This is a genomic window from Pedobacter aquae, from assembly GCF_008195825.1.
Classification (GTDB): domain Bacteria; phylum Bacteroidota; class Bacteroidia; order Sphingobacteriales; family Sphingobacteriaceae; genus Pseudopedobacter; species Pseudopedobacter aquae.
Genome location: NZ_CP043329.1, coordinates 1,825,052 through 1,845,128, shown reverse-complemented (window position 1 = coordinate 1,845,128; position 20,077 = coordinate 1,825,052). Strand labels below are relative to the sequence as shown.

Below are 20,077 nucleotides of genomic sequence, written 5' to 3'. Positions count from 1 at the left end.
TTATTCATTATCAGACAATAAGCCTTTAACTAAAGATTTCCATTGGAAGTAAGAAAAACCCAAAAAAGAGCCTAGGGCAACTATGATGTTTCTGATTTTTCCTGCTAAACTATGTACAAAAGTATTTGGCTTTTCATTTCTGCCATGCACCAAAGCTGTAATTTTAGTGCCATTACGTAACACAGAAAAGGTAGAACTTGCCTCAGCATCAAAAAAATGAGCGGTTTCTTTTTCAAAAGGAGGATGAGCGGGTTTTACTAACATAGAAAACGTTTGTTCATCTTGCTGTTGGTTATTTTCTTCTTTTAGCTCTTTTACTTGTACCCAATCATATCCCTTTCCACTGTCTAAACCAGGGAAAGGGATATTTATTTGGAAATAATCTCCTAAAACAACTTGGCGTTTTACCTCAAAGCCGTTTTTATCACGTAAGGTAAATTTGGTTCCAGTATGTTTGGTAAGTAAATGCCAATGGTTTACATCTTTTAAACGGTTAACGGCTATATCATAAAACTGAATAGCTTCTTCTGAACCAGATAAAGTAATGCTTTCCTTAATATCTGTTGCTATACCTTCTTGTTGTTTAGGTATAATCTCTTTGTGATTTTCCATATTAACCATTTACTACTTCGCCACCGTTAGGGTGCATCATTTGTCCGGATATATAAGAAGATTCATCAGAAGCTAAAAAGACGTAGCAATAGGCTACTTCGTTAGGTTGCCCTGGGCGTTTCATAGGTACATTAGACCCAAATTTAGAAACCTTTTCTGCATCAAAAGTAGCAGGAATTAAGGGTGTCCAAATAGGTCCCGGTGCTACACCATTTACACGAATGCCTTTTTCTACTAAAGACATAGATAAAGAGCGGGTAAAAGCCACAATAGCTCCTTTTGTTGATGAATAATCTAGTAATTGAGGATTGCCTTTATAAGCCGTAACAGATGCTGTATTGATGATGGAAGAACCCTCTTTAAGATGTGCTAATGCAGCTTTTACAATGTAAAATTGAGAGAAAATATTAGTTCTAAAAGTTTGTTCTAATTGCGATGAGCTAATATCCTCGATACTTTCTTGCGGAAATTGTACAGCGGCATTATTCACCAGAATATCAATTTTGCCAAATTTCTCAATGGTTTTATCGATAATCAATTGGCAATGTTTTTCTTCAGAAATATCTCCGGCAATAAGCAGGCATTCTTTACCACATGCTTCAACTTCTTTTTTTGTAAGTTCTGCATCCTCAAATTCATTTAAAAAAGAAACAGCAACATGAGCGCCTTCTTTAGCATAGGCAACGGCAACGGCTCGTCCTATACCGCTGTCTCCACCGGTAATGATGGCTACTTTTCCTTTTAAACGTTGCCCGGTTTGTATAACACTTTCAAATTCTGGTTGGGGATTCATTTCTGATTCTATACCCGGTTGATGGTTTTGCTCTTGTGCAGGCAGTGTTTGTTCGTTTTCCATAGTCGTGATGTTTTTCATAATCATGCTATTTTTGTACCAAACTGGGCAGAGGGCAGATATTAAACTTATATTGTACAAAAATTAAAAAAGATGAATTTTAAGCTGGGCGAATTTGTAAGGTTTGTTGATGAAAATAGAGAAGGTTATATCACTAAAATTATTGATGAGCAATTGGTAGGTGTAACAGGTGAAGATGATTTTGAGATTCCGGTTTTGGTAACTCATATTACACGTGTACATGGGTATCAATACCAAGATGTGGAAGATTTAACTGCAAAAGACACTCCTCAAATGGTGAAAGATAATTTTACTAAGAGAGGAATACATTTAGCGGTTATTCCTGATGCTAACAAGGGTTCTATTGTACATTTTTATATTGTTAATGAAACTTCTTTTCAGCTTTTAACAGCTGTGCAAGCAGATAAAAACAATAAAATAAAGGGAGAATTTGCAGGTTTGATAGAGCCTCATCAAAACAGAAAAATTTATTCAGCAGCTTTGCCAGAATTAGATGTTTGGCCTACTTTACATATTCAACTTTTAACTTATGCTACGCAGGATGTTAAATCTTTAGAGCCTTTAAACACGAGTTTTAAATTTAAGGCTAAGGATTTTTCTGGTGCTAAGGTAAATGTGCCGCAAATAAAGCAAAATGGCTGGTTATTAAGAGTTGATGAAGATGAGCTCAAAATAGATGTTGATAAACTAAAAGAAAGCTTTTTTAAACCTAGCACAGAAAAATTAACGCTAGAAAGACCGGCCAAAGAGCTAGACTTACACATTGAAAAGTTAAGAGACGATCATCAGTTTTTAAACAAAAACGAGATTTTAACCATTCAACAAGATATTTTCACAAAGAGTTTAGATGCAGCAATTGCACATAAATATCCTCAAATGATTTTTATACACGGGGTAGGCAATGGTGTTTTAAGAGATTTTATTCATAAGACAATAAGTAAGCATCCGCAAGTAAAAACCTTTATGGATGCCCAAAAGGAAAAGTTTGGTTATGGCGCTACTCAGGTTATTTTTAAATAAAATAAACTAAATGCTAGGTTTGTACGTATTCTGAGTTAAATATTTAAATATGAAAAATATATTTGTCTTTGTTTTTCTTATCCTTTTCGGATTTTCTTCTTTTGCACAGTTAAAGCCAGGTTTCATGGTTGATGAATATTTGGAAATGTTAAGCGTTTCAAGAGGTCATATAGATTCTCTTATTCCTGGAGATAAAACTCCAGCCTCAACAAGATTTAAGAAATTGTATCGCTCTAAAGAGATAGGTCTTTTAAACAGATGGGAGTTATGGGAAGATGCTACAACTGCTGTAATTAGTATAAGAGGCACTACTGCTGATTTGCCTAGTTGGATGGAGAATTTCTACGCTGCTATGGTGCCCGCTACAGGAAGTATAAAATTAGAAAACAATTTTACTTTTAATTATCAATTAGCCAAAAGCGAAGAGGCTAAAGTTCATGTAGGTTGGTTGCTAGGTTTGGCTTATTTACAAAGAGATATTTTGCCAAAATTAGATTCTTTAGATAAAGCCGGAAAACATCAAATCTTTATTATGGGGCATAGCCAAGGTGCTTCTTTGTCTTATTTATTACGTTCTCATTTACATTATTTACAGCAACAGGGCAAGCTTAACAAAGCTTTCCAATTCAAGACTTTTTGTAGTGCGCCACCCAAACCTGGTAACTTATATTACGCTTATGATTTTGAAGCGATTAATTATGGTGGCTGGGCTTTTTCTGTTATCAATACGGCCGATTGGGTGCCTGAAACGCCATTTTCTATACAAACTTTAAGAGATTTTAATCCAACCAATCCTTTTGTAAATTTAGATAAAGCTTTAAAAAAGCAACCTTTATTGGTACGCCTGTATGCTAAAAGATTATTTAATAGGATAGATAAAAGTACCAGTAAAGCCCAGCAGAGGTTTGAGCATTATATGGGAACTCAGGTGTTTAAAATTCTAAAGAAAACTTTCCCAGAGATGGAAGAACCAAAGTACGAGTCTTCTAATGCTTATACCAGAGTAGGAACGCCTATTATTTTAATACCAGATGAAAAGTATTTAAAAGAACGCCCTTTAAAAGATGGTAAAGTTTTTTCTCATCACACTTATTGGGCATATTATCAACTGGCTTTAAATCTAAAATAAGCTATTTTTGTGCCTTCATGTATACAAGAGAAGAAGCCTCAAGAATAAAGGAAGAATTTTGGACTAGCTTTGGTAAGTACCTAGCGCCCCATCAATCTGTTTTTGGTACTAAAGTAAATTGGGTTAATTATAAAACCGGGGTAAAGGATATTTATTTTAGGATGCAAGCTGATAAAAGAACTGCATCCATTTGTATCGCCATTACCCATGCAGATTTAGGTCTTCAAGAAATATTTTTCGAGCAATTTCAAGAGTTTAAATTGATTTTGGAGCAAGCCTGCCAAGAAGAATGGGATTGGCAATTACATACCCAAGATGATTACGGCAGAACAATATCTCGCATTGGTTTAGAAATTCATGAAGTAAATGTTTTTAATAAACAAGATTGGCCAGCTATCATATCTTTTTTTAAGCCACGTTTGATAGCGCTGGATGATTTTTGGTATGATGTTAAAGATAATTTTGTTGAGTTAAGTAGATAATTGAGTTGTTGTATTTTGGCATCATTTATGGTTTATTCATGATGAACTAAAATTAAGATCATTATGGATAAGTTGAAAAAATTTGCATTAATGGAGAAGATCTCACATGAGCTAGAGGATCTTAAAAATAGCCAAATAGCTGTTTTAAATAAGATGGCTAAAATTGAGATTGACAATATGGAGCTTAATAATAAAAAGCTTGAAGATAAATTACCAAATATGCACCAAAGTGCCGCCGATATGGTTGATAGTATTCAGGAAATACTAGGCGATTTTGAAAATATTAAATCTTCTTACGAGAGTAAAAACAATATAGATGCTTTAAAAGAGCAAGAATTAGTGAATAGTGTAAAGTAGAAAGTACAGGTTTTAAATTACAAAGTAGAAAGTATAGAGTATAAAGACTCTTAAAAGTCGGATGTTTAGGAGTATACTTTGAATTGCAGTGAAAACAGAAAGAGTCGTTTTATGAAACGGCTCTTTCTGTTTTATAGGTTTTATATGTTTTTACCTTTCATAGCTTGGGCAATGGCTTGGTCCATTAGTCTTTCAGCAAATGGTCTGGTATATTCATTTAAAGTGTCAATATTATTTAGGATAGCGTCTTTATCTGCTTTGCCTAAACTTTCTTTTAAAGCTTCAATGAGTTTTTGGGTTTCAGCAATTTCTGCTGTATTTAAGTAAGCGCTATTTTTAGTTATAAATCTTTCTGCGGTGTAAACCATTTGTTCGCCTTCTGTTCTGGCTTCTATCACCATACGTTGGGCAACATCATCTTTTGCATGAGTTACAGAATCTAAAAGCATTTTTTCTACTTCTTCATCTTTTAAACCATAAGTTGGTACTACATCAATCTCTTGTTTAACACCAGACCTTAACTCAATAGCTTGTATTTTTAAGATACCATCGGCGTTAAGCAAAAAGTTAATATCTACTTTAGGGAAACCAGCTGGCATAGCCGGGATACCTTTTAAATCAAACTCGGCAAGTTTCCTGTTCTCTTTTACCAAATCTCTCTCTCCTTGATAAACAGATATTTTCATGTTTACCTGTCCATCTATAGAAGTCGTATACTGTCTGCCTGCTTTTGTAGGTACTTTAGAGTTACGCGGAATAATAACATCCATTAAACCACCCATGGTTTCTATTCCTAAGGAAAGTGGTGTTACATCTAATAACAAAATATCTTTTCTATTGCCCGCTAAAACATCAGCTTGTATGGCAGCACCTAAAGCCACAACTTCATCGGGGTTTATGCTATCATTAACGGTTTTATTAAAGAAAGTAGCAACTTTTTGTTTAACTAAAGCTGTTCTGGTAGAACCGCCAACCATCACTACCTCATCAATATCAGTAATGCTTAAGCCAGCGTCCTGTAAAGCATTTTGGCAAGCTTTAATGGTTAAATCAACTCTATCGGCAATTAAGTTTTCAAATGTTTGTTTATCTAAGGCACAGGCTATATCACCAATTTTCTCATTAAACAAGTTTTGATGGCTTAAGGCTTTTTTAGCTTCCTCGGCTTTTAGACGTAAGGCTTGCATAGGAATGACATCTCCTGAAAGATTATTTTGTGTAATCCAATAATCTATAATAGCTCGGTCAAAATCATCGCCACCTAAAAATGTATCTCCGTTAGTGGCTAAAACTTCAAAAATGCCATTTTGTATTTTAAGTATAGATACGTCAAAAGTTCCTCCGCCAAGGTCATAAACAGCAATGGTTTTAGATTCATCAGGGTTTAACCCGATACCGTAAGCCAAAGAAGCGGCTGTTGGCTCGTTCACAATACGTAAAACATCCAAACCTGCTAGTTTACCCGCATCTCTGGTTGCTTGCCTTTGCGAATCGTTAAAATAAGCCGGAACGGTAATAACTGCTCTGGTAACTTTTGTTTTAAGGGTATGTTCTGCTCTTTCTTTTAATTCTTTTAAGATGAGTGATGAAAGCTCTATAGGAGTAAAAAATTGTTCGCCAACTTTAATTTTAACTAAAGATTCATCATTATCATCATCAATAACTTTATAAGAGAAATAATTTTCGTGTTTTTGGATGTCCTTATAAGAACGCCCTAGAAGTCTTTTAACTGAAAATATGGTGTTTTGTGGGTCGCTGATTAAGTATTCTTTAGCTTCATTACCTACAATGGTCTGGTTATTTTGGAAGTGTACAATAGACGGAACCAAAACGCCCCTGCCCATATCGTTAATAACTTGTGCATTTCCATCAGGATTAATAAAGGCTACCAAAGAATTTGTTGTACCTAAATCTATTCCTACAATAATATCCTCTTTTTGTAAAGAGCCCGTTGCCAGGTTAATTGAAACTTTAGCCATAATAAATTAACAGGCTGCAAAGGTAATTAGTTTTAAATTAGGGTATGTTATTAAAATGTCATTCAAGAGGCTTTTTGTGAATGAGTGTTTTATATAATTATATTATTTATCTTAAGTTATTAATTTTTTGAAGAGATTAAGCATTTACACACAAGACTTTCCGGCCTCATAGGCGGCCAGCCCTAGGTACTTTTTTCCGCAAAAAGTACCCAAAAACTCTCCGCTGCGCCGCTTGCTTCTAAAGGATCTGCTAAGGCTAGTTCTGAATCTGCCGCAACCGCCAAGGCGGAATAAAGCGTAAACGGTTGTTAATGCTTAGGCTAAATTATCGAAATACTTGCATAATAATATAGACTTGAGTCTAATTACCTACTAAAAGTAAGTCGTTGACCTTTTACAGATTCATCAAATTTACCATCTTCATAAGCTAAATGTCCGCTTACAAAAGTGTGGGTAATTTCTGAGTGGAAAGTTGTACCCTCAAAAGGAGACCATTTACATTTTGCTAAAATATTATCCTCTTTAACAGTGTATGAAGCATTTAAATCTACCAAAACTAAATCTGCCCAGTAACCTTCTCTAATAAAACCTCTATCAGCGAGTTGGAAACAAATGGCCACGTTATGAGCCATTTTCTCAACTATTTTCTCTAAGCTTATTTTGCCTTGTTTGTACATTTCTAACATCGCATTTAATGCATGCTGAACTAATGGGCCGCCGGAAGGAGCGTTTAAATAAGTTTGTTGTTTTTCTTCTTTTGTATGCGGAGCATGGTCGGTTGCTATTACGTCTATTCTGTCGTCTAACAAAGCTTTTAAGATTTCATCTCTATCTTCAATAGTTTTAACAGCAGGATTCCATTTGATCCAATTTCCTTTGGTTTTATAGTCTTCATCATGAAACCACAAATGGTGTATACAAGCTTCAGAAGTTATTTTTTTATCGGCTAAAGCTGTTTTATTATCAAATAAGAAGGTTTCTTTCCCTGTAGAAATATGTAAAATATGTAACCTAGTTTGGTGTTTTTTAGCTAAATCAACAGCAAAAGAAGAAGATAAATAACAAGCCTCTTCATTTCTAATGATAGGATGCATTTCTGGAGTAATAGCATCGCCATATTTTTCTTTAAATAATTGTAAGTTGTGTCTTACGGTAGATTCGTCCTCGCAGTGTGTGGCAACTAAAATAGGAGCGTTTTTAAATATCCCTTCTAAAGTTTTCTCATCATCTACCAACATGTTACCAGTAGAAGAGCCCATAAAAACTTTAATTCCACAGATATTTTTAGGATCAGTTTTTAAAACCTCATCTAAATTGGTATTACCAGCGCCCATATAAAAAGAGTAATTGGCTAATGATTTATGCTGGGCAATTTGATATTTATCTGCCAATAATTCTTGGGTTAAAGCATTAGGTACGGTGTTTGGCATCTCCATATAGGTGGTGATACCTCCGGCAACAGCCGCTTTTGCTTCTGTATAAATTTCTCCTTTATGGGTTAAACCAGGCTCTCTAAAATGGACTTGGTCATCAATACAGCCTGGTAATAAATATTTACCTTCGGCATTAATTTCTTTAGCTTCCGGAGCGCTCAGCTGAGTCCCGATTTTTGCTATTTTACCATCTTTAATGAGAACATCGGCAACGGTTTGTTTGCCTTCGTTTACAAGTGTTGCTGCTTTGATAAGGATTGAATTTGCCATGTTGCGAATATAAATAAAATCTAAAATCGTGTTCTAAAAATCGTAGCTAGTATTGTATTTCGTATCTTTGCCGCTATGTCCAAAACATTCGAGGATTTTAATTTCAATAAACAGGTTCTGAGCGCTATTGCTGATGCAGGCTACGAAACACCAACACCCATACAAGTTAAAGCAATGCCGTCTATTTTAAACGGACAAGATGTTTTAGGTATAGCCCAAACGGGTACTGGTAAAACAGCTGCTTATGTCTTGCCTATTATCATGAAACTAAAATATGCACAAGATAATGATATACGAGCTTTAATAGTAGCGCCTACCAGAGAACTGGCTATACAAATTGAAGAAAATGTTAGGCTTTATGCAAAATATACCGACTTAAGAATTGTTGCACTTTACGGCGGATTAGGGCCTAAAACCCAAATAGAACAGCTAAAAAAGGGCTTAGATATACTCATCACTACTCCTGGTAGGTTTACAGATTTATACTTAGAAGGGCATATTGCAACAAAGAAGCTACAAATATTAGTTTTAGATGAAGCAGATAAGATGATGGATATGGGCTTTATGCCACAAATCAATAAAATCTTAGAAGTAGTGCCTCAGAAAAGACAAAATCTGCTTTTTTCTGCCACCATGAGTGCTAAAGTTGAGAAACTTTCAGAAAACTTTTTGCTTTGGCCTACTAAAGTAGAGGTAAGCTTACAAGCAACACCAGCAGAAACTGTTACACAAGAGCTTTATTTTGTGCCTAATTTTAAAACCAAAATTAACTTATTAAAGGTTTTTGTTGAGGATGACCCTAGTGTAGAAAAGTTAATTGTGTTTTGTAAAAGCAGGGTTAATGCAGAAAACGTTTATAAGTTTCTTTTAAGAAGGTTTAACGAGAGCCATGTAAAGGTGTTACATGCCAATAAAGGTCAAAATACACGTATAAATTCTATTAATGCGTTTAAAAACGAGGAAGTTAGAATTTTAGTAGCTACAGATGTTGCCGCCAGAGGTATTGATGTTAGCAATGTTACCCATGTCATAAACTTTGATGTACCCGTGGTGATAGAAGATTATGTACACCGTATTGGTAGAACAGGTAGAGCATTAAATGCTGGTAAAGCCATTACTTTTTGTAACCCGGCAGAAGAGCTTTATATCCGTAAAGTAGAGCAACTCATTAGACAAACCATACCTGTCTACAATATTCCAGAGAAGGTTTATATTGAAGAAACTCCTTACGAAGAGCGCCAAAGCCTAGCAAGGGAAATAGACGACCAAAAGAAGCGAGAAAACCCTGATTTTAAAGGTGCTTTTCATGAAAAGAAAACCCAAAACCAGAAGGCTAAATTTAAAGCACAAAGAGCTAAAGCCACTGGTAAAAGACCTGTTTCATCAAGCAAGAGAAAGAAAAGATGAAGAATTTAAAGTTTACACCTTTAACCTTAGTAGTTGCTTGCTGCATAACTTATGCATGTTATATGCTTTTAGGTTTTGATGCCTCTAAAAATGCTGGAATAGGCGTAAATTCAAAAGTTTTTTTTACACTATTACTTGCCGTTATTCTTTGGCTTACCGATTTACTTTTTAGAAGATTTGTTCTTGATAAAAGATGGCTTTGGTTAATACAAGGCTCCTTTATAATACTCATAACTTTAATGATTTTAATTTTTCAAACGATATGAAGAAAGCAGAAATAAAACTAACGATAGAGCTAGACGATAATAATGTTCCTGAAAATATTACTTGGGAATCTAGTGATGCAGAAAACAAAGAAGCTTTAGCAGTAAAATCAATGATGCTAGCCCTTTGGGATCATAATTTCAAAAATAGTTTAAGAATAGATTTATGGACTAAAGATATGCCTGTAGATGAAATGAAAAGATTCTTTTATGAGACTTTACAAACCATGGCCGATAGCTTTTTAAGAGCTACAGGAGAAAAAAATATTGTTGAAGATTTAAGAGATTACTGTGCCCATTTTGCAGAAAAGATGGAAATCATGGAAAAATAATCAAAAATAAAAAGCAGACTGGATTTAATCCATGTCTGCTTTTTCTAAATACATATCCTCAATAGCATCAGCGTATTTTTTCTCAATCACCTTACGCTTTGCTTTCATGGTTGGTGTCATCTCACCTTCTTCAATACTAAAGGGGTTTCTTTTAATTTTAAAGTTTTTGATACGCTCAAACTTGGCTAATTCGTTAGAGAAGCGTTTAATGTCATCTTCAATCCATTTATTAATAGCTTCATCTTCAATAAACACATCTGCTTGCTCAAAAAAGTTGTTAGCTAAGTTGAAGGTTTCCTGCATCGTTTCTCTTGCGGGGGTGATGATAGCTGTAACGTATTCTTTTTTATCTCCAATTAAGAAAACGCTTTCAATTTTAGGGCTTTTTAAATAAGTGTTTTCAACTGGGGTTGGATAAATGTTTTTCCCAAAGGCATTCACCAACATATTCTTTAACCTGTCTGTAATTTGCAGGTTTCCTTTATAAAACCTACCTATATCTCCGGTATGGAACCAGCCATCAGTATCAATAACAGATGCGGTTTCTAGAGGCTTATTCCAATAGCCCTGCATCACGCAATGTCCTCTTACACAAATTTCTCCTTCTTCACTGGTATTATCCTCCTTAAAGGTGTTATGTGTTTGTATGGTAACAAATTCTTTTGATTCTACATCTTGTATACCAACTTCTATTCCTGGAATTACCCTACCTACAGTACCATAAACCTGACGATGATATTCTGTTACAGACATTACCGGTGAAGTTTCTGTTAAACCAAAGCCTTCTAAAATTTTGATACCTAGGTTCCCGAAAAACTCGCCAACATTTTTTGGTAAAGCAGCGCCACCAGAAATCATAAATTTTAAACGTCCGCCTGTTTTTTCTTTTATTTTACTAAAAACAAGCTTCTCTGCAATATTTTGTTTAAGTGATAATAGTAATCCCGGTGTTTTTCCTGCTTCTAATACCATACGATGTGCCTGTCCAACTTCTAAAGCCCATAAGAATATTTTGGCTTTCATCCCTCCAGCCGCTGTACCGCCTTTAATAGCCTTATCATGTATTTTTTCTAATAATCTGGGTACGCAAGACATAACCGTTGGCTTAACTTCGCCCATATTGCTTGCCAAAAGCTCTAAACTTTGGGCAAAAGCTATTTGGCAACCTACAGTACAACAAACATGATATGTTGCTGTTCTTTCAAAAACATGCGATAGGGGTAAGAAGGATAAGAATAAATCATTCTTATCTATAACAGGAATCTGCTCTAAACAAACTTTAACATTTTCTACAAAGTTAGAGTGGCTAAGCATAACGCCTTTAGGTGTTCCGGTTGTACCTGATGTATAAATTAATGCTGATAAATCTGTAGGTACAACAGTATCTCTAGCAATCGTTATTGCTTCTTTGTTTTTTTCTACTGTAGCAAAACCTTCGTTTAAAAGTTCGTTAAAACTGATAACGCCGGCATTCAAATTAGCTTTATCTATTATTTTATGATAATCATCAAAATTGGCTACTATTCTAATTAAAGAAGGGCAGTTATTCGCAATTTTAATAATCTTTTTTAATAAGAAATGAGTTCCTACCAAGAGAATTTTTATGCCAGAATCATTAATGATATATTCTATTTCATGTTCTGTAAGGGTAGGATAGATAGACGTATTTATAGCACCTAATTGTTGTAGGCCTTGATCAAAAAAAACATATTCTGGACAGTTCTCTAAGATAAAGCCAAGTCTATCTCCCTTTTTTATTCCCATTTCTAAGAAATAGGAGGATGCTGCATCGGCGTTATCTAGTGTTTTTTGGTAAGATATTTCTTCCCAAATATCATTAACCTTTCTTTTTAGGAAAGTACGCTCAGCTGGGTGAATCTTATCTACCACATTTCTTAATAAATGTGGTATGGTAGTTTTCTCTGTTATTAAACTCATTTTAATAAAGACTTTTTATAACTGGTTGTTTAAAGACAATATTATGTTATTTAAAGTAATAAAACAACAAAAGGCATCCTTTATAGAATGCCTTTTAAAATTGTAATATCAATAATACTTTATACAGAGAAGCTTTCACCGCATCCGCAGGTTCTGCTAGCGTTTGGATTGATAAAGTTAAATCCTTTACCATTTAAACCATCAGAAAAATCAAGTTCGGTGCCAGCCAAATAAAGGAAAGATTTCATGTCTAAAACAATTTTAACTCCTTTATCTTCAAAAGCTTGGTCTCCAGTTTGAGATTCGTTATCAAAATCCATATTATAAGATAAACCAGAACAACCACCACCCTTAACAGAAACTCTTAAAAAATAAGAGCTGTCGAGGCTAGCTTCTGACATCAGCTCCTCTACTTTTTGCTTTGCTTTATCTGTTATTGTAACCATATTTTTTAGTATTGGGTATTAAATAATGAGTATTGCGAAGTCTCACTACGCTATACGCAATACAAATTAATGATGTGATTTTTCCAACTCTAAAGCTGGTAAACCATTTTTAACTCTGTAATCATTGATTGCAGATTTAATTGCATCTTCTGCTAAAACAGAACAGTGAATTTTTACAGGAGGTAAAGCTAACTCTTCTACGATATCCATATTATCAATGGTAATTGCATCATCAATAGACTTGCCTTTTAACCATTCTGTAGCTAAAGAAGAAGAAGCAATTGCAGAACCGCAACCAAAAGTTTTGAATTTTGCATCGGTAATGATATTGTTGTCATCAACTTCAATTTGTAAGCGCATAACGTCGCCACACTCTGGTGCACCAACTAAGCCTGTACCTACATTTTTTTTGCTTTTATCTAAAGTACCCACGTTTCTTGGGTTACTGTAGTGGTCAATTACTTTATCTGAATATGCCATTTTATTTAAGATTTAAGATTTACGATTTTAGACTTAAGCCTTTTTATCGTAAATCAATTTATAATTCTATTTTTATTTTCAAATTTTTGATTTTAGCTTTTTAGTACGCAGGTCTAATCTAAAATCGTAAATCTCTAAATTGTAATTTAACTAGTGTTCTGCCCACTCAATAGAATCTAAGTCTATTCCTTCTTTAAACATTTCCCAAAGAGGAGATAGTTCTCTTAAGTGATTAACTGCTTTTTTAGTGTTTTCTATTGCAAAATCAACTTCTTCTTCTGTTGAGAAACGTCCTAATCCAAATCTGATAGAAGAATGTGCTAAATCATCAGATAAACCAAGATTTTTTAAAACATAAGAAGGTTCTAAAGAAGCTGATGTACAAGCAGAACCAGAAGAAACTGCCATATCTTTCATGGCCATCATTAAACCTTCTCCTTCAACATATTTAAAAGAGATATTTGTAGTATGTGGCAATCTACTTTCTTTATTACCATTAACGTAAGACTCTTCTAGCGTAAGTAAGCTATTTTCTAATTTATCTCTTAAAGCAGAAAGTCTTTTAGCGTCTTGTTCCATTTCTAAGTGGCAAAGTTCACAGGCTTTACCAAAGCCTACAATACCAGGAACATTTAATGTACCAGAACGCATGCCTCTTTCGTGGCCACCACCATCCATTTGAGATGTTACTTTTACTCTTGGGTTTTTTCTTCTTACATAAAGTGCACCAACACCTTTTGGTCCGTACATTTTATGACCAGTAAAGGCCATTAAGTCAATACCATCTTCGTTTACATTTACAGGTATTTTACCTACTGCTTGTGTAGCATCAGAGAAAAATAACGCACCATGTTTATGTGCTATAGCAGAAATTTCTTTGATAGGTTGGATAACCCCAATCTCATTATTTCCGTACATCACAGAAACTAAGATGGTTTGAGGAGTCATAGCAGCCTCTAATTTTTGTAAATCTAGCAAACCATCAGACTCAACCTCAAGGTAAGTAACCTGAGCGCCCAATTTTTCTAAGTGTTTACAAGTGTCTAAAACGGCTTTGTGTTCTGTAGTTAAGGTAATGATATGATTACCTTTGTCTTTATACATTTCAAAAACGCCTTTGATAGCTAAGTTGTCAGATTCTGTAGCGCCAGAAGTGAAAATAATTTCTTTTTCTGAAGCACCAATTAATTTTGCAACTTGTTCACGAGCATAATCAACAGCCTCTTCTGCAACCCAACCAAATGGATGGTTTCTGCTAGCAGCATTTCCAAATTTTTGAGTGAAATAAGGTAGCATCGCTTCAAGAACCCTTGGGTCCATAGGCGTTGTTGCATTATTATCTAGATATATAGGTGTAGTTAACATCTTATGTATTATTTAGAATTATTTTAAATCAACAACAAAGATAAGAAAAAAGTTTTGGAGAGGTTATATATATTGTCTATCTAGATATAGGTAAATTGGTCATAAAAATGCAATTTTGAGTATGAAGAAATTAGACCATGTAGGTATTGCAGTTAAGAGTTTAAAAGATGCTATTCCGGTTTTTGAGGCTATCATGAACACAAAAGTTTATAAAGAGGAAGATGTGGTAGAACAACAAGTAAAAACAGTGTTCTTACAAGCGGGAGAAAGTAAAGTTGAACTCTTAGCAGCGTTAAGTGATGAAAGTGCTATTGCAAAATTCTTAAATAAAAGAGGTGAGGGCGTACATCATTTAGCTTTTGAGGTTGATGATATTTTTGAAGAGATAAAAAGATTGCAAGCTTTAGGGTATGAACTTATTAATCCCGAGCCTAGAAAAGGGGCTGATGATAAATGGATTGCCTTCTTACATCCTAAAAATACAAATGGTGTTTTAATAGAAATTTGCCAAGAAATAAGGTAATTCAAAAAAAAGTAGAATTCATTTGATAATTCAGATAATAAATTAATATATTTGCCCCTCTTAAAAATGGGACTGAAAGGAACTGAAATATAATGAAAAAAGATTTGCATCCATCAAACTACAGATTAGTTGTTTTTAAAGACATGTCTAACGAATATGCTTTTATAACTAAATCTTGTATCAATACCAACGAAACAGTTAAATGGGAAGACGGTAATGAGTACCCTCTAGTTAAATTAGAGATTTCTCATACTTCGCACCCTTTTTATACTGGTAAAATGAAGTTAGTAGATACTGCAGGACGTATCGATAAATTCAAAAATCGTTACGCAAAAAAATAATTTTATAAAAAAGATATTTTTTATAAAGTCTCGACTAATTTGTCGGGACTTTTTTGTTTTTTTGCAGCATGGCAATCATTCTCTTTGATGATCAATCCAGGGAAAGTTTATTCCCTTTGACATTTACCCGCCCAGTTGCAGATCTTAGAATTGGTATACTCACCATATCAAAAAAATGGGAGCACTATCTGCAACAGGAATCATCCTACTTAACTACAGACTACCTTCAGGTAAAATATCCAATCCTTATTCAAAAACAGAATATTTTTATTAATGGTTCTGTTCTTCCTAATCAGCCCCTACTAGAAGCTATTGATGCTTTAAAAGATGCGGAGCTTTTAGTGAAAGATGATGTTGTCCTAGCTATTAAATTAGCTGATACAGATGCAAATGCTTTTAATCTTCAAGATTTAGGCAAATACGCTCGGGCAAATTTTGATGGTACTTTTACTAAATTGGTTTATCCAGAAGATATTTTTAAATATAACGACCAAGAGATAAGAGCAGATTTTGATTTGTTAACCAAAAACAGAACATCAGCTACCTTAAGTAGTACCAATACCATAATAGGCGAGCATATTTTTGTTGAGGAAGGTGTTGAAGCAGAGTGTTCGTCGTTTAATACCAAAAATGGGCCTATTTACTTGGGTAAAAATGCTCAGGTATGGGAAGGTACACATATAAGAGGCAGTTTTGCACTTTGTCATGATTCCCAAGTGAAAATGGGAGGAAAAATATATGGAGGTACAACTATTGGCCCTTATTCTAGAGTAGGAGGAGAGATTAATAATGCCGTTATCTGGGGACGTTCGTCTAAAGGACATGATGGTTATTTAGGAAATTCAGTTTTAGGAGAGTGGTGTAATATAGGTGCAGATTCTAACAATTCTAACCTCAAAAATAATTATGACGAGGTGAAATTATGGAATTATAATAGCCAGAGATTTAGAAAAACAGGCTTGCAATTTTGCGGCTTAATTATGGCAGACCATGCTAAATGCGGTATCAATACCATGTTTAATACCGGAACTGTAGTTGGAGTAAGTGCTAATATATTTGGTGCTGGTTTCCCTAGAAATTTTGTGCCTGATTTTGCTTGGGGAGGTTCGCATGGGTTTGAGGTTTACCAGTTAAAGAAAATGTTTACCACCGCAGAAGAAGTTTACAAAAGAAGAGGCAGCGTTTTTAACGATGTTGAAAAAGATATTTTAACACATATTTTTAATAATACAGAAGCATACAGAAGATTTTAAAATGAGAAAAAAAATAGTTGCAGGAAACTGGAAAATGAATAAAGATTATACCGAAGGAATGAGCTTATTTTCTGAGGTAGTAAATATGGTAAATGATGAGGTACAAGGCCAACAAGAAGTTGTGGTTTGTGCTCCTTTTGTTCATTTACATAGCTTAGTAGCTTTAGGTAAAGGTAACCAAAAGGTTTCTGTTGGTGCACAAAACTGTCATCAGGAAGAAGCTGGTGCCTATACAGGTGAAATTTCTGCTGGTATGCTAACATCTATTGGTGTTCAGTATGTGATTTTAGGTCACTCAGAACGTCGCCAGTATTTTGGTGAAGATAATGCGCTATTAGCAAAGAAAACCGATGTAGCTTTAAAGAACAACCTAAAGCCTATATTTTGTATTGGTGAAACTTTGCAAGAACGCGAGAGTGGTAAGCATTTCGATATCATTAAATCTCAATTAGCAGAGGCAACTTTCCATTTATCAGCAGCAGATTTTTCAAAATTAGTAATTGCTTATGAGCCTGTTTGGGCTATTGGTACAGGGGTTACAGCTTCTTCAGAGCAGGCTCAGGAAGTACATGCTTTTATCAGAAAAGAAATAGCATCAAAATATGGTGAAACTGTTGCAGAGGCGACAACTATTTTATATGGTGGTAGCTGTAATCCAAAAAACGCTGCCGAGTTATTCTCACAAGCAGATATTGATGGTGGCTTAATTGGCGGCGCATCATTAAAATCAAGAGACTTTTTAGATATCGTAAAAGTTTTCAATTCATAATCTTAATCTTATTATTTCAAAACTTACAGTATATTTATTAATAGCTGTAAGTTTTTTTTTGCCATAAATTCAACATCATGAACTATTACGAACTGGTATTTACCCTTATTTCTGCCGAAGATTTTCATCAAGACTTATTAATTAATGAGCTTGCAGGAATAGGTTTTGATACTTTTGAAGAAACAGATTTAGGTTTTAAAGCCTATATCAAATCGGTAGATTTTAATAAAGATCATGTAGATCAAGCTTTAAGCGCATACCATGAAATGTTTACTTTTAAGTATGATGTTAATTTGATTCCACAAAAAAATTGGAATGAAGTGTGGGAAAGTAATTTTTCTCCAATAGAATTGGCTAATCAAGTTTACATCAGAGCAACTTTTCATGAGTCTAAGCCACACTTCCCTTATGAAATTGTGATAGACCCTAAAATGGCTTTCGGCACAGGGCATCATCAAACAACTGTTTTAATGTTAGAATGGTTGTTAGAAACAGAACTAAAGGATAAAAATATCTTAGATATGGGATGCGGTACAGGTATTTTGGCTATTCTGGCTTCTAAATTAGGTGCAAAAGAAGTAGACGCTATAGATTATGATGAATTGAGTTATGATAGCGCATTGGAAAATGCAGCATTAAATGATATACAAAATCTTACTGCTATTTGTGGTTCTAAAGAAGCTATCCCAAATAAAATTTATGATGTTATTTTGGCTAATATCAATAGAAATATTCTGTTAGAACAAATAGACCGTTATGCTACAGCGCTAAAAGAAGGTGGCGAGCTTTTTATGAGTGGTTTCTACAAAGAGCCAGATTTAGAAATCATTATTGATGAAGCTAGAAAGCATGATTTGAAATTTATATCGCATAAAGAGTTAAACAATTGGGTTTCTGCTAAATTTATAAAGTAAAAAATTTTGAGAGTACATTTTATTGCCGTTGGTGGTGCGGCTATGCATAATTTAGCAATAGCACTACATTTAAAAGGATTTAAGGTTACAGGTTCTGATGATGTTGTTTTTGAACCATCAAAATCTAGGTTAGCAAAACATGGTTTGCTACCAGCAGAAGAGGGCTGGAATGAAGCAAATATAAGTGACAAACTTGATGCAGTTATTCTTGGTATGCATGCTAAAGCAGACAATCCTGAACTTTTAAAAGCTCAGGAATTGAATATTCCTATTTTTTCTTATCCGGAGTATATTTATGAGCAATCAAAACAGAAAAAAAGGATTGTCATTGGAGGTAGTCATGGTAAAACAACCATTACTTCCATGATTCTTCATGTTTTAAAATATCATAAAAAGGACTTTGATTACTTGGTAGGTGCACAAATAGAAGGTTTTGATAATATGGTTGGCTTATCTGATGCTCCATTAATTATTATCGAAGGAGATGAGTACTTAGCATCGCCAATTGATAGAAGGCCTAAGTTTCACTTATATAAAGCACATGTAGGTATCATAAGTGGAGTAGCATGGGATCATATTAACGTTTTTCCAACTTTTGAAAATTACAAAGAACAGTTTACAAAGTTTATTGATACGATAGAACCAAACGGAACATTAATTTATTGTGAAGATGATGTAGCACTTAAAACTTTAGTAAGCGATTATAAGGGTGATAAATCTTTAAAAGTTTATCCATACCAAGCACATGAGGCTGTTATAAAATCGGGTAAGACTTTTCTTTTAGTAAATGAAAATAAAAAATTGCCTTTAGAAATATTTGGTGCGCATAATCTCATGAATTTAAACGCGGCTAGGTTAGCATGTTTAGAGGCTGGTATTTCAAATGATGAGTTTTATGAAGCCATTCAGTCTTTTAAAGGTGCTGCTAGAAGATTAGAAAAGCTGGCAGAAAATGATAATACCGTTATTTATAAAGACTTTGCACACTCGCCATCTAAACTTAAAGCTACAGTTGGAGCTGTTAAAGAACAATATTCAGAAAGAAAATTAATTGCTTGTATAGAATTGCATACTTTTTCTAGTTTAAATAGAAACTTTTTAAATGAATATGCGTATACATTAAACCAAGCTGATTATGCTATTGTCTTTATTGATGATAAAACATTAAAACAGAAAGGGATGCAAGCTTTTACAGAAGAAGAAATCTTGAATGCTTTTAAATCAAAGGAGATAAAATTTTTTAATCAGCCTGAAAAAATAAAAGAACACTTATTAACGTTTCAGTTAAGAGATGTTAATCTGTTATTAATGAGCTCAGGTAATTTTGGAGGTATTGATTTAGTTACATTGGCAAATAAATTGCTACTCAATTAATTTTCATTTTATTTTTGATGCTTATTAAATTTTTTATAAATTTAGAAGTTAAAAAAGTTTTTTAGTAAGGTTAAAGATGAAGTTATTAGGTAAAAAAATCAGATTATTAAGACACCAAAAAGGGTGGAGCCAGGAAGATGTTTCTAAACAATTGGATATTTCTATTCCTGCGTTTTCAAAAATTGAAACAGGAATTACAGATGTTAATTTATCAAGATTAGAGCAAATTTCTGCTTTATTTGATATGACAGTAGTACAATTGTTAACTTACAACGATCCTGAACAGGAGTTAAAGTATGCATCTGATCTAGAGGTGATTACTAAGAAGTTGCAAGAAAGAGAAACAGAAGTTATTGATCTTCAGAAAAAAGTAATTGAGCTTTATGAAGAGATTAGAAACATGAAATCTTTTGCATAAGTAAGACATAAAACAAGAGGCTGTCTCAAATTACCATTTTGTGTCAGGCTGAGCGGAGTCGAAGCCTTTTCTAAGCATATCAGAGAACATTTCGACTC

At 34.1% G+C, this 20,077-nt stretch carries 22 protein-coding genes; 14 read left to right on the top strand and 8 right to left on the bottom strand.

Annotated features, from left to right (window positions below; genetic code table 11):
- Both FYC62_RS08050 and FYC62_RS08045 read right to left on the bottom strand, forming a co-directional pair.
- Positions 1–612 (bottom strand): hypothetical protein, encoded by a 612-nt coding sequence (locus FYC62_RS08050; RefSeq protein WP_149074578.1) that lies wholly within the window; start codon positions 610–612, stop codon positions 1–3.
- Position 613: 1 nt separating this feature from the next.
- A complete protein-coding gene (locus FYC62_RS08045; protein WP_317131532.1) occupies positions 614–1,486 on the bottom strand; it encodes an SDR family oxidoreductase in 873 nt (290 codons plus the stop codon).
- A 72-nt stretch (positions 1,487–1,558) separates the two neighbouring features.
- Between FYC62_RS08045 and FYC62_RS08040 the strand changes: the two genes are divergently transcribed.
- From FYC62_RS08040 to FYC62_RS08025, 4 genes are all read left to right on the top strand, one after another.
- On the top strand, positions 1,559–2,506 hold the full coding sequence (locus FYC62_RS08040) for a Smr/MutS family protein (RefSeq protein ID WP_149074577.1): 948 nt from the start codon (positions 1,559–1,561) through the stop codon (positions 2,504–2,506).
- Between the two features lie 49 nt (positions 2,507–2,555).
- Positions 2,556–3,635, top strand: coding sequence for a lipase family protein (locus FYC62_RS08035; RefSeq protein ID WP_149074576.1), 1,080 nt, complete (start codon positions 2,556–2,558; stop codon positions 3,633–3,635).
- Positions 3,636–3,652: 17 nt separating this feature from the next.
- Positions 3,653–4,117 carry a DUF4268 domain-containing protein gene (locus FYC62_RS08030; RefSeq protein ID WP_149074575.1) on the top strand — a complete coding sequence of 155 codons (465 nt, stop codon included), beginning with the start codon at positions 3,653–3,655 and terminating at the stop codon, positions 4,115–4,117.
- 90 nt (positions 4,118–4,207) lie between these two features.
- On the top strand, positions 4,208–4,474 hold the full coding sequence (locus FYC62_RS08025) for a hypothetical protein (protein ID WP_317131531.1): 267 nt from the start codon (positions 4,208–4,210) through the stop codon (positions 4,472–4,474).
- A 140-nt stretch (positions 4,475–4,614) separates the two neighbouring features.
- Here the strand turns inward: FYC62_RS08025 and hscA are convergent, their stop codons facing one another.
- Together hscA and FYC62_RS08015 are read right to left on the bottom strand one after the other, a co-directional pair.
- Complete coding sequence (gene hscA, locus FYC62_RS08020; RefSeq protein ID WP_149074574.1) at positions 4,615–6,453, bottom strand: Fe-S protein assembly chaperone HscA; 1,839 nt, start codon at positions 6,451–6,453, stop codon at positions 4,615–4,617.
- Between the two features lie 365 nt (positions 6,454–6,818).
- Positions 6,819–8,156 (bottom strand): dihydroorotase, encoded by a 1,338-nt coding sequence (locus FYC62_RS08015; RefSeq protein ID WP_149074573.1) that lies wholly within the window; start codon positions 8,154–8,156, stop codon positions 6,819–6,821.
- A 75-nt stretch (positions 8,157–8,231) separates the two neighbouring features.
- Between FYC62_RS08015 and FYC62_RS08010 the strand changes: the two genes are divergently transcribed.
- Genes FYC62_RS08010 through gldC form a run of 3 tightly spaced genes read left to right on the top strand, consistent with a single transcriptional unit; the run spans position 8,232 to position 10,158 of the window.
- Positions 8,232–9,563, top strand: a complete 1,332-nt coding sequence (locus FYC62_RS08010) for a DEAD/DEAH box helicase (protein WP_149074572.1) — start codon at positions 8,232–8,234, stop codon at positions 9,561–9,563.
- Entirely contained in the window at positions 9,560–9,829 is a 270-nt protein-coding gene (locus FYC62_RS08005; protein ID WP_039447380.1) for a hypothetical protein, read from the top strand. Before FYC62_RS08010 ends, FYC62_RS08005 begins: the two co-directional genes overlap by 4 nt.
- Positions 9,826–10,158 carry a gliding motility protein GldC gene (gldC, locus tag FYC62_RS08000; RefSeq protein ID WP_026903651.1) on the top strand — a complete coding sequence of 111 codons (333 nt, stop codon included), beginning with the start codon at positions 9,826–9,828 and terminating at the stop codon, positions 10,156–10,158. Before FYC62_RS08005 ends, gldC begins: the two co-directional genes overlap by 4 nt.
- A 24-nt stretch (positions 10,159–10,182) precedes the next feature.
- On the opposite strand, the gene FYC62_RS07995 is transcribed toward gldC, so the two are convergent.
- The 4 genes from FYC62_RS07995 to FYC62_RS07980 form a co-directional block, all read right to left on the bottom strand.
- Positions 10,183–12,096 carry an AMP-dependent synthetase/ligase gene (locus FYC62_RS07995; protein WP_149074571.1) on the bottom strand — a complete coding sequence of 638 codons (1,914 nt, stop codon included), beginning with the start codon at positions 12,094–12,096 and terminating at the stop codon, positions 10,183–10,185.
- A gap of 119 nt (positions 12,097–12,215) precedes the next feature.
- Positions 12,216–12,542: a HesB/IscA family protein gene (locus FYC62_RS07990; protein ID WP_149074570.1), complete on the bottom strand. Its 327-nt coding sequence runs from the start codon at positions 12,540–12,542 to the stop codon at positions 12,216–12,218.
- Between the two features lie 66 nt (positions 12,543–12,608).
- Entirely contained in the window at positions 12,609–13,022 is a 414-nt protein-coding gene (iscU, locus tag FYC62_RS07985; RefSeq protein WP_039447367.1) for a Fe-S cluster assembly scaffold IscU, read from the bottom strand.
- Between the two features lie 150 nt (positions 13,023–13,172).
- Positions 13,173–14,387 carry an IscS subfamily cysteine desulfurase gene (locus tag FYC62_RS07980; RefSeq protein ID WP_149074569.1) on the bottom strand — a complete coding sequence of 405 codons (1,215 nt, stop codon included), beginning with the start codon at positions 14,385–14,387 and terminating at the stop codon, positions 13,173–13,175.
- A gap of 121 nt (positions 14,388–14,508) precedes the next feature.
- On the opposite strand from FYC62_RS07980, the gene mce reads away from it, so the two are divergent.
- The 7 genes from mce (at position 14,509) to FYC62_RS07945 (ending at position 19,979) form a co-directional block, all read left to right on the top strand.
- Complete coding sequence (gene mce / locus FYC62_RS07975; RefSeq protein WP_149074568.1) at positions 14,509–14,910, top strand: methylmalonyl-CoA epimerase; 402 nt, start codon at positions 14,509–14,511, stop codon at positions 14,908–14,910.
- 92 nt (positions 14,911–15,002) lie between these two features.
- Positions 15,003–15,251: a type B 50S ribosomal protein L31 gene (locus FYC62_RS07970; RefSeq protein WP_039447359.1), complete on the top strand. Its 249-nt coding sequence runs from the start codon at positions 15,003–15,005 to the stop codon at positions 15,249–15,251.
- 68 nt (positions 15,252–15,319) lie between these two features.
- The gene (locus FYC62_RS07965) at positions 15,320–16,504 is read left to right on the top strand and encodes a GlmU family protein (protein WP_149074567.1); all 1,185 of its coding nucleotides are present in this window, start codon (positions 15,320–15,322) and stop codon (positions 16,502–16,504) included.
- Position 16,505: 1 nt separating this feature from the next.
- A complete protein-coding gene (tpiA, locus tag FYC62_RS07960; protein ID WP_149074566.1) occupies positions 16,506–17,273 on the top strand; it encodes a triose-phosphate isomerase in 768 nt (255 codons plus the stop codon).
- Between the two features lie 77 nt (positions 17,274–17,350).
- Positions 17,351–18,187 carry a 50S ribosomal protein L11 methyltransferase gene (prmA, locus tag FYC62_RS07955; RefSeq protein ID WP_149074565.1) on the top strand — a complete coding sequence of 279 codons (837 nt, stop codon included), beginning with the start codon at positions 17,351–17,353 and terminating at the stop codon, positions 18,185–18,187.
- Positions 18,188–18,193: 6 nt separating this feature from the next.
- Positions 18,194–19,561, top strand: coding sequence for a UDP-N-acetylmuramate--L-alanine ligase (locus FYC62_RS07950; RefSeq protein WP_149074564.1), 1,368 nt, complete (start codon positions 18,194–18,196; stop codon positions 19,559–19,561).
- Between the two features lie 76 nt (positions 19,562–19,637).
- On the top strand, positions 19,638–19,979 hold the full coding sequence (locus FYC62_RS07945; RefSeq protein ID WP_039447351.1) for a helix-turn-helix domain-containing protein: 342 nt from the start codon (positions 19,638–19,640) through the stop codon (positions 19,977–19,979).
- Positions 19,980–20,077 lie beyond the last annotated feature (98 nt).

What these genes read in the sequence shown, in the direction of transcription:
- gldC (WP_026903651.1), top strand. Translation starts at nt 9,826, where the DNA reads ATGAAGAAAGCAGAAATAAAACTAACGATAGAGCTAGACGATAATAAT.
- tpiA (WP_149074566.1), top strand. Translation starts at nt 16,506, where the DNA reads ATGAGAAAAAAAATAGTTGCAGGAAACTGGAAAATGAATAAAGATTAT.
- FYC62_RS08030 (WP_149074575.1), top strand. Translation starts at nt 3,653, where the DNA reads ATGTATACAAGAGAAGAAGCCTCAAGAATAAAGGAAGAATTTTGGACT.
- FYC62_RS07990 (WP_149074570.1), bottom strand. Translation starts at nt 12,542, where the DNA reads ATGGTTACAATAACAGATAAAGCAAAGCAAAAAGTAGAGGAGCTGATG.
- FYC62_RS07995 (WP_149074571.1), bottom strand. Translation starts at nt 12,096, where the DNA reads ATGAGTTTAATAACAGAGAAAACTACCATACCACATTTATTAAGAAAT.
- FYC62_RS08015 (WP_149074573.1), bottom strand. Translation starts at nt 8,156, where the DNA reads ATGGCAAATTCAATCCTTATCAAAGCAGCAACACTTGTAAACGAAGGC.
- FYC62_RS08045 (WP_317131532.1), bottom strand. Translation starts at nt 1,486, where the DNA reads ATGAAAAACATCACGACTATGGAAAACGAACAAACACTGCCTGCACAA.
- FYC62_RS08010 (WP_149074572.1), top strand. Translation starts at nt 8,232, where the DNA reads ATGTCCAAAACATTCGAGGATTTTAATTTCAATAAACAGGTTCTGAGC.
- FYC62_RS08035 (WP_149074576.1), top strand. Translation starts at nt 2,556, where the DNA reads ATGAAAAATATATTTGTCTTTGTTTTTCTTATCCTTTTCGGATTTTCT.
- FYC62_RS08050 (WP_149074578.1), bottom strand. Translation starts at nt 612, where the DNA reads ATGGAAAATCACAAAGAGATTATACCTAAACAACAAGAAGGTATAGCA.
- prmA (WP_149074565.1), top strand. Translation starts at nt 17,351, where the DNA reads ATGAACTATTACGAACTGGTATTTACCCTTATTTCTGCCGAAGATTTT.
- FYC62_RS08005 (WP_039447380.1), top strand. Translation starts at nt 9,560, where the DNA reads ATGAAGAATTTAAAGTTTACACCTTTAACCTTAGTAGTTGCTTGCTGC.
- FYC62_RS07945 (WP_039447351.1), top strand. Translation starts at nt 19,638, where the DNA reads ATGAAGTTATTAGGTAAAAAAATCAGATTATTAAGACACCAAAAAGGG.
- FYC62_RS07965 (WP_149074567.1), top strand. Translation starts at nt 15,320, where the DNA reads ATGGCAATCATTCTCTTTGATGATCAATCCAGGGAAAGTTTATTCCCT.
- iscU (WP_039447367.1), bottom strand. Translation starts at nt 13,022, where the DNA reads ATGGCATATTCAGATAAAGTAATTGACCACTACAGTAACCCAAGAAAC.
- mce (WP_149074568.1), top strand. Translation starts at nt 14,509, where the DNA reads ATGAAGAAATTAGACCATGTAGGTATTGCAGTTAAGAGTTTAAAAGAT.
- FYC62_RS08025 (WP_317131531.1), top strand. Translation starts at nt 4,208, where the DNA reads ATGGAGAAGATCTCACATGAGCTAGAGGATCTTAAAAATAGCCAAATA.
- FYC62_RS07980 (WP_149074569.1), bottom strand. Translation starts at nt 14,387, where the DNA reads ATGTTAACTACACCTATATATCTAGATAATAATGCAACAACGCCTATG.
- hscA (WP_149074574.1), bottom strand. Translation starts at nt 6,453, where the DNA reads ATGGCTAAAGTTTCAATTAACCTGGCAACGGGCTCTTTACAAAAAGAG.
- FYC62_RS08040 (WP_149074577.1), top strand. Translation starts at nt 1,559, where the DNA reads ATGAATTTTAAGCTGGGCGAATTTGTAAGGTTTGTTGATGAAAATAGA.
- FYC62_RS07970 (WP_039447359.1), top strand. Translation starts at nt 15,003, where the DNA reads ATGAAAAAAGATTTGCATCCATCAAACTACAGATTAGTTGTTTTTAAA.